The organism is Pseudomonas sp. R1-6, from assembly GCF_051132115.1.
Lineage (GTDB): Bacteria > Pseudomonadota > Gammaproteobacteria > Pseudomonadales > Pseudomonadaceae > Aquipseudomonas.
This window is the reverse complement of the sequence record NZ_CP071662.1, coordinates 686,803-699,008: the sequence shown is the minus strand read 5'-3', so window position 1 is coordinate 699,008 and position 12,206 is coordinate 686,803. Positions and strand designations below refer to the sequence as shown.

The window sequence follows — 12,206 nt, the reverse complement described above, 5'->3', positions numbered from 1 at the left end:
GCCATGAACAACCCAACCCTCACCTTCGCCCAACTCCACCCCGGCGACCGCTTCACCTTGCCCGCCGATCACCGCCTATTCACCAAGCTCACCGACAGCACCGCCCGTGAGCACAGCGTGCACTCGATCAATCTGAAGGAAGAAGGCTACGGCTACGCAGAAGACCCAATAAAACCCCTGCCCGAGGAAGCGCCGGTCGAGTACGTCCCGGTAGGTGGCCCGCTGCGGGCTGGAGGCTAGCGTTCAATCGACATTACAAACACCGCACCATCAGCCACTGCTCCTTGCCCCAAGCCTCGAAGCGCTCCAGCACTTCCCAACCAAGCTTGGCGTAGTAGTCCCGTTCACTGTGGGTGTGCAGGAACAACGTCGCAAAACCTGCTTCTTTGCCATGGTTGCAGATGCCTTCGATCAACCGCGCGGCGAGGCCTCGGCGTCGGGCATCCGGGTGGACGAATACGCAGGCCAACCACGGGCCGAGCTCGGGGTGATCGGGCAGGTCGTCATGTGCCAGCGAGGCACCGCCCAGCAGTTGGTCATGTTCCATGGCGATCAGGCATTTCCAGCGGCCATCGCGCTGGCCTGCCGAGAATTCCTCCTGCCAGTGGGCCAATGATTGGTGGGCGAATTCATAGGTAAATTCTCGATACAGCCATTCGGCCATCAGGTTGCATTTATCCATGTGGTTGAGGAGCCAATCCACTTGCAGCATCTTAACCATCCTTCTGTAGTCTTTTTCCACCGCGTATACGGCGCAGATGCCTACCCGCGCTCATTCCCAGCAAATACCCACCTGCAAGGCCTCAACCTATCGTAATCTCGCAGCTGAACAAGCCCAGCCCCGAATCCGGCCGAGATCTCATTTCACATGCCTTCCATTTATCAACTCAAGCCTGCCTTCCAAAACCTGCTTCGTCCCACCGTACAACGCCTTTACGACAAAGGCATCACCGCCAACCAGGTGACCTTGCTCGCCGGCTTCGTTTCCGTGCTGGTGGGGGCGGTGATTGCATGGTTCGCCAGCCATCCGTGGGTTTTCGTCCTGGTGCCGGTGTGGATGTTCCTGCGCATGGCGTTGAATGCGGTGGATGGCATGCTTGCGCGGGAGTTCGGCCAGCAATCGAATCTGGGCGCCTACCTAAATGAGCTATGCGATATCATCGCCGACGCGGCCTTGATCCTGCCTTTTGCCCTGTTTCCCGATACCAGCCTGTTGCTCGTGTTGTTGGTCACGCTGTTGGCGTTGTTCAGCGAATACGCTGGCGTGCTGGGCGCGATGGTCGGGGCTTCGCGGCGCTATGACGGGCCGATGGGCAAGAGTGACCGCGCGTTTGTGTTTGGCGTGCTGGCGACCGGTATTGCCCTGGGTTGGCTCGGGGCGCTGTGGGTTGATGGTGTGATGGCGGTGGTTGCCGCCCTGCTGGTTTATACCTTGGTCAATCGGGTCCGCCATGGCCTGAGCCAGGTGTCGGAAAACGCTCCCTCAGCATAAGGAAATTGCAATGCGTGAAGCCCAGGAACTGACGTTCACCACCCACGACGGCGTGGAGTTGTTCTACCGGCACTGGCCGGCTGTCGAGGCCACGGCGGGTGAACCCCGTCAGGCTGTGTTGTTGTTTCACCGCGGTCATGAACACTCGGGGCGCATCGCGCACCTTGTGGATGAGCTGGATCTGCCCGGGTTCGAATTTTTCGCCTGGGACGCACGTGGCCACGGCCAGTCGCCGGGCGAGCGCGGCGACAGCCCTAGCTTTGCTACCAGCGCCCGTGACGTGCAGACTTTTTGCGATCACATCGGCGCCACGCACCAGATCGACGAACAGAACATCGCCGTGGTCGCGCAAAGCGTCGGCGCGGTGATCGCGTCTACCTGGGTCCACGACTACGCGCCGCGCATTCGCTCGCTGGTGCTGGCGTCGCCAGCCTTCAAGGTCAAGCTCTACGTACCGTTCGCCCGTCCGGGCCTGGCGCTGATGCGCAAGTTCCGTGGCAACTTCTTCGTCAACAGCTACGTCAAGGCCAAGTTCCTCAGCCATGACCCGGAGCGGGTGGCGTCCTACGACAGCGATCCGTTGATCACCAAGGCCATTTCGGTGAACGTCCTGCTGGGCCTGTACGAAGCGGCCGACCGGGTTGTAGCCGATGCCCAGGCGATCCAGGTACCGACGCAGCTGTTGATCTCCGGTTCCGACTTCGTGGTGCATCGCAAACCCCAGGAGCAGTTCTTCGAGCGCCTGGGCAGCCTGCACAAGGAGAAGCACATCCTGCCGGGCTTCTTCCACGACACTCTGGGCGAAAAGAACCGTGCGCCAGCCATCGCCAGCGCCCGTCGTTTCATCCTGCAGAATTTTGCCCGCCCGCTGGAGCGCCCTTCCCTGCTGGACGCCGATCGCCTCGGCGTGACCTGCGCCGAAGCCGAAACCCTGGCGACGCCGCTGCCGCACAACTCGCTGCGTGATCTTTACTGGCGCATGACCCGCGCCAGCATGCGCTTTGGCAGCAAGCTGTCTGCCGGCGTGAAACTGGGCTTCGACACCGGCTTCGACTCCGGCAGCACCCTGGACTACGTCTACCGCAACCGCCCCACCGGCACGTCGGCGCTGGGCAAGATGATCGACCAGAACTACCTGAACTCCATCGGCTGGCGCGGTATTCGCCAGCGCAAGGTGCACGTCGAGGAGTTGCTGCGCCTGGCGATGGCCGAGTTGCGCGCCCAGGACCGCGAGGTGCGCATCGTCGACATCGCCGCCGGTCATGGCCGCTACATTCTGGAAGCGCTGCAAGGCGTCAGCCCGTTGCCGGAGTCGATCCTGCTGCGCGACTACAGCGACATCAACGTGCGCGACGGCAGTGCGCTGATCGTCGAGAAGGGCTTGGGCGACATCGCCCGATTCGTCAAGGGCGATGCCTTCGACCGCCAGGACCTGGCGGCGCTGGAGCCCAAGCCGACCCTCGCCGTGGTGTCCGGCCTGTACGAATTGTTCGCCGATAACCAGATGGTCGGCGGCTCCCTCGCGGGCCTGGCCGAAGCGGTGGAGCCCGGCGGTTTCCTGGTCTACACCGGTCAGCCGTGGCACCCGCAACTGGAACTGATCGCCCGCGCCCTGACCAGCCACCGCGCCGGCCAGGCCTGGGTGATGCGTCGGCGCACCCAGGCGGAAATGGATCAGTTGGTCGAGGCGGCGGGCTTTCGCAAGATCACCCTGCGTGTCGATGAGTGGGGCATTTTCAGCGTGTCGCTGGCGCAGCGGGTCCAGTAATGAGCGCCGTCATCGCTCCGGGCCGCGAACCCGCGCTGCTGAAACCGGCGGTGCTGTGGCTGCTGTTGCTGGCGCCGCTGTTCTTCACCACGTACGGCTTCGCCACCTGGGTCACGGCCCAGCGTGACGACGTCGGCAGCCTGGTGTTCGGCTGGGAAAGCCACATGCCGTTCATGGCCTGGACGATCGTGCCGTACTGGTCGATTGACCTGTTATACGGCCTATCACTGCTGTTGCCCAACAGCCGCGACGAACTCAAGCGCCACGCCTTGCGCCTGCTCACGGCCCAAGGAATTGCCGTCAGCTGCTTCCTGCTCTGGCCGCTGACTTTTACCTTCCCTCGGCCGGAAATGGACGGGGTGTTCGGCTGGATGTTCGACGTACTGGCCGGCTTCGATAAGCCGTTCAACCAGGCGCCGTCGCTGCACATCGCGCTGCTGGTGGTGCTCTGGGTCTGTTATGAGCGCCACCTGCAAGGCGTCTGGCGTTGGCTGATGCACGGTTGGTTCGCGTTGATCGGCGTGTCGGTGCTGACCACTTACCAACACCATTTCGTCGACGTGCCGACCGGCGCGCTGGCCGGGTGGTTGTGTGTCTGGTTGTGGCCGCTGGACCGGCCAAGTCCGCTGTTGAGTGCGCGCCTGGCGACCGATCCAGCCCGTCGACGCTTGGCCATGCGTTATGGCTTGGGCGCGGCGGCGATGTTCATCCCGGCGTTTGCCTTCGGTGGCGCGTGGCTCTGGCTGATATGGCCGGCGGTGGCGCTGCTCATGGTGGCACTGAATTATCTGGTGTTCGGCGCGAGCGGGTTCCAGAAACGTGAAGACGGCCGGCTGAGCCCGGCGGTGCGCTGGTTGCTGGCGCCTTATCTGATGGCGGCGTGGATCAATTCCCACCTGTGGACGCGCAAGCACCCGCAACCTGACCAGATCATGGATGACGTCTGGCTCGGGCGGATTCCTACGTCGACAGCGCTGAAGGACAGCTCGTTCAACGGGGTGCTCGACCTGTGCGCCGAGTTGTCCATGGACAGCACGGCAATCGCTTATCGCACCTTGCCTGTGCTCGACCTGACCGCACCGACCACCGAGCAATGCCTGGAGGCCGCGCAGAAAATCGAGCACCTGCGCCAGCACGGGCCGGTGCTGGTCTGCTGCGCCTTGGGTTATTCGCGCAGCGCCACCGCCGTGGCGGCGTGGTTGCTAAGCACTGGCCGTGCTGCCAGCGTCGACGCAGCCATTGCGCAGATCCAGCGTGTGCGCCCGCGTGTCGTCCTGCACCCGGCCCATCGCCAGGCGTTGGGGCAAATATCCGCAGGGTTCGGGGAATGGTCATGAGCAGTGACATCGAACTGCACACCGTGGCGAGCTTGTTGCGCCGGGGTCATTCGCTGGATCAGCTTTCCACTGGCCTGACCCTGTTGGCGGCGCTGATCGGCCTGGGCCAATGGCTGGTGGGCAGCGTCGATCCGTGGCTGCTGTTGCTGAGCTTCGGCGTGTTCGTCCTCGGCATGCAGGAAAAATATCTGGCGTTTCGCGTGGCCTTTGATGCCGATCTGTTTCAAATCGTCGCGGATGCCGGCAAGCCACTGACCGAACGCACCCAAGCATTGGACGAGGCCCTCGCCAATCTCGGCCTGCAACCGGCCGAGCGTGGCGGGCGGTCGTGGCCCGAGCGCAGCCACGGCTCGATGCGCCTGCTTCGCCGCCAAGCCTGGCTGGTGTTTACGCAAGCTTTGTTGACCGTGAGCTTCGTCCTGGCCAGTCCCTGGCTGGTTTATTCGGGTCTGGGTGTTTAAGCAATTAATTGGAGATGAACGCCTTTGTGGCGAGGGGATTTATCCCCGCTGGGCTGCGAAGCAGCCCCCGAACCAGGCAACTCGGTGTGCCAGCAAGATTGAGCTAGCTGTTTTAGGGCCGCTTCGCAGCCCAACGGGGATAAATCCCCTCGCCACAGTGATTACTCATGTTTCTCAGGACAAGGAATCCTCATGTTCGAACCCGTGGTCGCCAATCTCATCACCTCCGCCGCGCGGATGGTCACCGGCGCTCGCAGCCTGTGGCTCGGCTGCGCGCCGACGCCGGTACAGCGGATCTATTTCGCCAACCACAGCAGCCACGGTGATTTCGTGTTGCTCTGGGCCTCGCTGCCACCGGCGCTACGCAAGCTCACCCGCCCGGTTGCCGGGGCCGATTACTGGCAAACCAGCCCGATGCGCCGCTACATCATCAACCGGGTGTTCAATGGTGTGCTGGTGGATCGCGAGCGCAAGGACCCTGCCTACAATCCATTGCAGCCGATGCTCGACGCGCTGGAAAACGGCGACTCGTTGATCATCTTCCCCGAGGGCACGCGCAACCCGGACGAAGGCCTGCTGCCGTTCAAGAGCGGGATCTACCACTTAATGAAAAGCCACCCGGAGGTGGAGGTAATCCCGGTGTGGATCGCGAACCTCAACCGCGTCATGCCCAAGGGCCGCGTGCTGCCCTTGCCGCTGCTGTGCACCACCAGCTTCGGCGCGCCGCTGTGCATCGAGGAAGGCGAAAGCAAAGAGCAATTTCTAGAACGCAGCCGTGCCGCGCTGCTGGCACTGGCCCCGGAGCACGTCTGACATGGATCGATATACCTTGATGTTGTTTGGCGGGATCGGCGCGATTCTGCTGCTGGCTTCGTTGATCGGTTTCATTCTCAAGCTGCGGACCAAAGGCGCGCCGAACTCGGTCATCGAGAACCTCAACGCGCGGATCAACGCCTGGTGGATCATGGTGCTGGTGATCGGCATCGCGTTCTGGCTCGGCAACGCGGCGGTAATCCTGCTGTTCTACGCCGTGTCGTTCTACGCGTTGCGCGAATTCCTGACCCTGACGCCGACCCGGCGCAGTGACTATCCTGCCCTCGTGGCGGCGTTTTACCTGGCACTGCCGCTGCAATACCTGCTGATCTACTACGACTGGTACGGGCTGTTCTCGATCTTCATTCCGGTGTACGTGTTCCTGCTGTTGCCGATCCTCGCGTCGCTGGGCGGCGACAGCACGCACTTTCTCGAACGCGCGTCGAAAGTGCAGTGGGGGTTGATGATCGCGGTGTTCTGCATTTCCTTCGTGCCCGCCCTGCTGACCTTGGACATTGCAGGTTTTGAAGGGCGCAACCTGTTGCTGATCGCCTACCTGGTGATCGTGGTGCAGCTTTCGGATGTGTTGCAGTACGTCTGCGGCAAGTTGTTCGGCAAGCACAAGATCGCGCCGAACCTGTCGCCGTCGAAGACCGTTGAAGGTTTTGTCGGCGGCATTTTCCTGGCCTCGCTGATCGGCGGCGCGCTGTGGTGGATCACGCCGTTCAACCCCTGGCAGTCATTCCTTATCGCTTTGCTGATCAACCTGCTTGGGTTTGCCGGCGGCATCGTCATGTCGGCCATCAAGCGCGACCGGGGCGTGAAGGATTGGGGCCACATGATCGAAGGCCACGGCGGCATGCTCGACCGCTTGGACTCGGTGTGCTTCGCCGCGCCGATCTTCTTTCATCTGGTTCGGTATTGGTGGACTTGAGATAACCCTGACCTGAGGCACCGCTTACCTGTGGCGAGGGAGCTTGCTCCCGCTGGGCTGCGCAGCAGCCCCCAGATCTTAGGGCCGCTCCGCGCCCCAGCGGGAGCAAGCTCCCTCGCCACAAAAGCGGTGTGGTGCACATTCAATGCGCCAACATATTGTGATGCACGCTGTACATGATCCACAGCGACAGCCCCACCAGCAGCGCAATCACCACCGCTGAGAACGCCAGCGCCGTCAGGTTCCAGCGTTGCTGCGGTGAGAAGTTCAGGTGCAGGAAATACACCAGGTGGACGACGATCTGGATCACCGCGAATATCGCCACGATCCCGGCCGTCACGGGCTTGGGCAATGTGGGATACATCACCAGGGCGAAGGGGATGACGGTGAGGATGACCGACAGCACGAACCCGGTGAGGTAGGATTTTGCGCTGCCATGGCTGGCATCGACGCTGCTCTGATGACTGCTCATTACATCACTCCAAACAGATAGACCACGGTAAACACACAAATCCACACCACGTCGAGGAAGTGCCAGAACAGGCTCAGGCAGCCCATGCGGGTCGCGTTGACGGTGGTCAGGCCTTTGCGTTGAACCTGGAACATAACGACAGCCATCCACAACAGGCCGGTGGCGACGTGCAGGCCGTGAGTGCCCACCAGGGTGAAGAAGCCCGTGAGGAAGGCGCTGCGGTTGGGGCCATAGCCTTCGGCGATGAGTTTCTGGAACTCATGGATTTCCATGCCGATAAACGCAAGGCCGAGGAGGAACGTCACGCCGAGCCAGGCCAGCACTTTTTGCTTCTGGCCAGCGCTCAGCGCGAGCATGGCGAAACCGTAGGTGATGCTGCTGAACAGCAGGATGAAAGTTTCCGTAAGGACGTAGGGCAATTCGAAAATGTCGGCGGCGCCAGGGCCACCGGCGACGCTTTGCCCCAGTACCGCATAGGTCGCAAACAGCGTTGCGAACAAGATGCAGTCGGTCATCAGGTAGATCCAGAACCCGAACAGGGTCATGGAGCTGGCGTCCGAGTGCCCGTGTTCGGATTCCGGCGCGGTGGCGTTGGGTTGAACGAGATTGGACATGATCAAGCCTCCGCCAACATCTTGATGCGTTGATTTTCGATGCGCGCCACCTCCTCGGCGGGCACGTAGTAATCGATGTCGTCATCGGCGCTGCGCCAGATCACGCCGCCGATGGTCGCGACCAACCCGACAATGGCCAGCCACCAGATATGCCACACCAGGGCAAAGCACATGATCAGGCTGAACAGGCTGATGACCAGCCCCATGGCGGTGTTTCGCGGCATGTGGATGGCTTGGAAGTCGGCTTCGATGGCAGTTTTCTGCCCACGCTCCTTAATGCCCCAATAGGCGTCGATGCCCTCCACCACCGGTTGCTGGGCGAAGTTATAGAACGGCGGCGGTGACGCCGTGGACCACTCCAGCGTGCGACCGTCCCATGGGTCGCCCGTCAGGTCGCGGTTCTGGTGGCGGTGGCGGATGCTGAAGTAGAACTGCAAGATCTGGCAGACCACGCCGCACAGGATGATGCCGACACCGATCAACTCCAGCTCCAGCCAGGGCCGCCACTGCGGAACATCAAAGTGGTTCAAACGCCGCGTCATGCCCATGAAGCCCAGGAAGTAGGACGGCATGAAGGCGAAGTAGAAGCCGACAATCCAGCACCAGAACGCCGCCCGTCCAAGGCCGTCATGGAGCTTGAAGCCGAATGCCTTGGGAAACCAATAGGTCAGGCCGCACAGGTAGCCAAACACGGCGCCACCGATGATCACGTTATGGAAGTGGGCGATCAGGAACAGGCTGTTGTGCAGCAGGAAATCAGCCCCGGGCACCGCCAGCAGCACGCCGGTCATGCCACCGATGCTGAACGTGACGATGAAGCCCACCGTCCACAGCATCGGCGTTTCAAAGCGAACTCGCCCGCGGTACATGGTGAACAGCCAGGTGAAAATCTTCACTCCCGTAGGCACGGCGATGATCATGGTCATGATGCCGAAGAAGGCGTTGACGTTCGCCCCCGAGCCCATCGTGAAGAAGTGGTGCACCCAGACGATGAACGACAGGATGGTGATGACGATTGTCGCCCACACCAGCGAGTGATAGCCGAACAGGCGCTTGCGGCTGAAGGTGGACGCCACCTCGGAAAAGATGCCGAACGCCGGCAGGATCAGGATGTACACCTCCGGGTGGCCCCAGGCCCAGATGAGGTTGACGTACATCATCGGGTTGCCGCCCAGCTCGTTGGTGAAAAAGTGCATGTCCAGGTAGCGGTCGAGGCTGAGCATGAACAGCGTCGCGGTAAGAATCGGGAACGATGCAAGAATCAACACCGCTGTGCAGAGCACCGTCCAGGTGAACACCGGCATGCGGAAAAGCGTCATACCCGGTGTACGCATTTTCAGGATCGTGACGAAGAAATTCACCCCGGTGAGCAACGTTCCGACCCCGGATATCTGTAATGACCAGATGTAATAGTCCACCCCAACCCCGGGGCTGTAGGAAAGCCCCGACAACGGCGGATAAGCGACCCAACCGGTGCGGGCGAACTCACCGACCGCCAGGGAAATGTTCACCAGCATCGCGCCGGCCACGAATAACCAGAAACTCAACGCGTTGAGGAACGGGAACGCCACGTCCCGGGCACCGATCTGCAAGGGCACGACGATGTTCATCAACCCCACCACCAACGGCATCGCCATGAAGAAAATCATGATCACGCCATGGGCGGTGAAGATCTGGTCGTAGTGTTCCGGTGGCAGGTAACCGGGCGAACCGTCGGACGCCATCGCCTGCTGCGTGCGCATCATGATCGCGTCGGAAAACCCGCGCAGCAGCATCACCAGGCCCACGACGATGTACATCACGCCGATGCGCTTGTGATCGACCGAGGTGAACCACTCTTTCCACAGGTACGTCCATTTGCGGCGGTAGGTGATGGCGCCGATGCCCGCCAAGGCGACCAGCCCCACCACCGCGAGGGTCCACATGATGATGGGCTCATCCGTCGGGATCGCCTCAAGGTTGAGTTTTCCAAACATGCTGTTCTACTCCAGGATCTTGTTACTGTCCTTGCGTGGCTCCGACGGGTGGTTCGATGCTGCCTTGCATGTGCTCCATGCGATGCTCGACCTCACGGGATCGGTTCATGCCTTCGTACTTATCGATGATGCTCTGGAACAAGTCCGGCTGGACCGAGGCGTAGTGCTCCACCGGGTGCTTGACCGTGGGTCGGGCGAGTCGGGCGTAACTGTCCTTGTCCAACCGCCCTTGCCCTGCGCGGACGTCGGCGACCCACTTGTCGAAGCCCGCCGCATCGGTGGCCAGGGTTCGGAAGTGCATGTCGGAAAAACCCGGGCCGTTGTAGTTGGCGGCGATGCCCCGGTATTCCCCGGCCTCGTTGGCAATCAGGTGCAGTTGGGTCTGCATGCCGGCCATGGCGTAGATCTGCCCGCCCAGTGCCGGTATGAAAAACGAGGTCATGGCACCGTCGGACGTCACGCGAAAGTTCACCGGTGTGTCCAGCGGCATCGCCAACTCGTTGACCGTAGCGATCCCCAGTTCCGGATAGATGAAGACCCACTTCCAATCCGCCGCGATGACCTGCACCACCAGTGGCTTCACGTCCGAATCCAGGGGCCGGTAAGGGTCCAGCGCATGGGTGGACTTCCAGGTGACCACGCCCAGAATGATGATGATCACCAGCGGGACACCCCAGACCACCGTTTCGATCTTTCGCGAATGCGCCCACTCCGGCGTGTATTTCGCCTTTGTGTTGGAAGCGCGGTACTTCACCGAAAAGACGAACGCCATGACGATGACCGGCACCACCACCAGCAACATCAACAGCGTCGAGAGAATGATCAAGTTGCGTTGGTCAACGCCGACCTGTCCCTTGGGATTGAACAACACCATGTCGCAACCGCCGAGCAACAGCATCCCGCCGACCAGCAACAACCTTGATAAGTAACAAGGCAGTCGAGTTCGCATGTCTTACGCTTCGCTTATTGAGTGTTTGCCAGTTGCTGCGCGATCTTGTCTTTGATCGACAGGCGCTGTTCCTTGAGCTTACGGATATCGTCACCCTCGACATTGCCCGCCGAAATCGATTCGGCCGCTAACACTTGGTTATCCAAATCCGTGTATTCATCGAGCAGGCGGTCAAGTTCCGGATCCTGCTGACGACGTTGTTGAACCGCCTCTTTGCTGCAATTCAAATCCTGATAAAGATCATGAGAAGCAGGCATGGCCTTCTCCTTTTAACGGTGTTGTTGGGGTACACGGTTTTTAGAATTGGCCCCTTCGGCTAAGTTGAAAGAAACATCTGGAAACGGTGACGAACGGCATCGTGAACAAAAAAAAGCCCACGAGACGTGGGCAAAGGGAAGAGCCGTTTTGACTTGGATCGGGTCAGGAAGATTGTTTGCCGGTGGCCGACGGCATTGCATTGGAATCGACACGGACTGGGTGCTGCTGGACGGCCCGCTCCCATTCCTTGGCATCGTGACTGCAGAAAATTTCCACGTGCCCATCCTGGACCCGTGCCAGCTCCCGCAGCCGTTGCTGATTGCGCATCCGCGCCGAACGATAGGTGTCCATCATGTATTGATAAAACTTCAGCCCCGGCGGACAGCGACGCTCGGCTTGATGGACTTCATCGTGAAAAAAATAGGCATCGCCGGCGTGCAGCAACCAGCCGTCGGACGTGCGCACGGCAATGCCCGCGTGACCGGCCGTGTGGCCTTGGAGCGGCACCAGGAAAATGTCCTCTTCTTCCGCGCCGATTAATGCGCGCACCGAGTCGAATCCGAACCAGGTGTCGCCATCCGGAGCATAAAACTCCCAGTTATCGACACCCTGCCACTGACGCGCCTGGAACCGGCGTCGACTGATCCAAGTGTCGGCGGTGCGGGCCGCCGCCATTTCGTCGCGCATGACGTGGACCCGGGCCTGGGGAAAATCCTGCAGCCCGCCGGCGTGGTCGAAATCCAGATGGGTAACAAGAATGTGCCGCACGTCGTTGGCATCGAAGCCCAGGCGCCGCACTTGCTCCAATGCAGTGAGGCGATGCTCGAACTTGATGTTGTTGAACGCGCGGAAAAATCGACTCAGACGCTCGGGCGTCTGCACATCGCGCTGGCCAAAACCGGTGTCCACCAGTATCAGACCGTTGGTGTCGGTTTCAATCAACAGGCAATGACACACCAGGCACGCCGTCAGCCCCCGGCTGTAACCGTCGAACAGCTTTCCGCCCACCGGGCACATGCAACCGCAGTTGAGGTGGTGGATATGCATGGAGGCCTCCTGCACGAATGGCGCGTCGATTTCTGGTTATTTCCGGACTCTAAGAAATCGACAGGAAGGCGACAGGCTCAATTCC

14 protein-coding genes are annotated in these 12,206 nt (G+C 61.0%); 7 read left to right on the top strand and 7 right to left on the bottom strand.

Features of this window, described 5'->3' with window-relative positions; genetic code table 11:
- Window positions 1-3 precede the first annotated feature (3 nt).
- Window positions 4-240: a hypothetical protein gene (locus J3P81_RS03235; protein ID WP_420767578.1), complete on the top strand. Its 237-nt coding sequence runs from the start codon at window positions 4-6 to the stop codon at window positions 238-240.
- 13 nt (window positions 241-253) lie between these two features.
- Here the strand turns inward: J3P81_RS03235 and J3P81_RS03230 are convergent, their stop codons facing one another.
- Window positions 254-712 (bottom strand): GNAT family N-acetyltransferase, encoded by a 459-nt coding sequence (locus J3P81_RS03230; protein WP_434562098.1) that lies wholly within the window; start codon window positions 710-712, stop codon window positions 254-256.
- A gap of 156 nt (window positions 713-868) precedes the next feature.
- On the opposite strand from J3P81_RS03230, the gene J3P81_RS03225 reads away from it, so the two are divergent.
- The 6 genes from J3P81_RS03225 (at window position 869) to J3P81_RS03200 (ending at window position 6,805) form a co-directional block, all read left to right on the top strand.
- Entirely contained in the window at window positions 869-1,492 is a 624-nt protein-coding gene (locus J3P81_RS03225) for a CDP-alcohol phosphatidyltransferase family protein (protein WP_420767576.1), read from the top strand.
- Window positions 1,493-1,502: 10 nt separating this feature from the next.
- Window positions 1,503-3,260: a bifunctional alpha/beta hydrolase/class I SAM-dependent methyltransferase gene (locus J3P81_RS03220; RefSeq protein ID WP_030140425.1), complete on the top strand. Its 1,758-nt coding sequence runs from the start codon at window positions 1,503-1,505 to the stop codon at window positions 3,258-3,260.
- Window positions 3,260-4,597 carry a phosphatase PAP2/dual specificity phosphatase family protein gene (locus J3P81_RS03215; RefSeq protein ID WP_434562096.1) on the top strand — a complete coding sequence of 446 codons (1,338 nt, stop codon included), beginning with the start codon at window positions 3,260-3,262 and terminating at the stop codon, window positions 4,595-4,597. The genes J3P81_RS03220 and J3P81_RS03215 overlap by 1 nt, the downstream gene beginning before the upstream one ends.
- Window positions 4,594-5,058 carry a hypothetical protein gene (locus J3P81_RS03210; protein WP_420767574.1) on the top strand — a complete coding sequence of 155 codons (465 nt, stop codon included), beginning with the start codon at window positions 4,594-4,596 and terminating at the stop codon, window positions 5,056-5,058. Before J3P81_RS03215 ends, J3P81_RS03210 begins: the two co-directional genes overlap by 4 nt.
- A gap of 192 nt (window positions 5,059-5,250) precedes the next feature.
- Entirely contained in the window at window positions 5,251-5,871 is a 621-nt protein-coding gene (locus J3P81_RS03205) for a lysophospholipid acyltransferase family protein (protein WP_434562094.1), read from the top strand.
- 1 nt (window position 5,872) lies between these two features.
- Window positions 5,873-6,805 carry a phosphatidate cytidylyltransferase gene (locus J3P81_RS03200; RefSeq protein ID WP_039594237.1) on the top strand — a complete coding sequence of 311 codons (933 nt, stop codon included), beginning with the start codon at window positions 5,873-5,875 and terminating at the stop codon, window positions 6,803-6,805.
- A 142-nt stretch (window positions 6,806-6,947) separates the two neighbouring features.
- On the opposite strand, the gene cyoD is transcribed toward J3P81_RS03200, so the two are convergent.
- From cyoD to J3P81_RS03170, 6 genes are all read right to left on the bottom strand, one after another.
- Window positions 6,948-7,277: a cytochrome o ubiquinol oxidase subunit IV gene (cyoD, locus tag J3P81_RS03195; RefSeq protein WP_420767572.1), complete on the bottom strand. Its 330-nt coding sequence runs from the start codon at window positions 7,275-7,277 to the stop codon at window positions 6,948-6,950.
- Window positions 7,277-7,891: a cytochrome o ubiquinol oxidase subunit III gene (gene cyoC, locus J3P81_RS03190; RefSeq protein ID WP_420767571.1), complete on the bottom strand. Its 615-nt coding sequence runs from the start codon at window positions 7,889-7,891 to the stop codon at window positions 7,277-7,279. Before cyoC ends, cyoD begins: the two co-directional genes overlap by 1 nt.
- Window positions 7,892-7,893: 2 nt before the next feature.
- Window positions 7,894-9,867 carry a cytochrome o ubiquinol oxidase subunit I gene (gene cyoB, locus J3P81_RS03185; RefSeq protein WP_420767570.1) on the bottom strand — a complete coding sequence of 658 codons (1,974 nt, stop codon included), beginning with the start codon at window positions 9,865-9,867 and terminating at the stop codon, window positions 7,894-7,896.
- Between the two features lie 22 nt (window positions 9,868-9,889).
- A complete protein-coding gene (gene cyoA, locus J3P81_RS03180) occupies window positions 9,890-10,816 on the bottom strand; it encodes a ubiquinol oxidase subunit II (protein ID WP_434562092.1) in 927 nt (308 codons plus the stop codon).
- A 14-nt stretch (window positions 10,817-10,830) separates the two neighbouring features.
- Window positions 10,831-11,073: a YdcH family protein gene (locus J3P81_RS03175; protein ID WP_420767568.1), complete on the bottom strand. Its 243-nt coding sequence runs from the start codon at window positions 11,071-11,073 to the stop codon at window positions 10,831-10,833.
- A gap of 163 nt (window positions 11,074-11,236) precedes the next feature.
- Complete coding sequence (locus J3P81_RS03170) at window positions 11,237-12,121, bottom strand: MBL fold metallo-hydrolase (protein WP_420767567.1); 885 nt, start codon at window positions 12,119-12,121, stop codon at window positions 11,237-11,239.
- Between the last annotated feature and the right edge of the window lie 85 nt (window positions 12,122-12,206).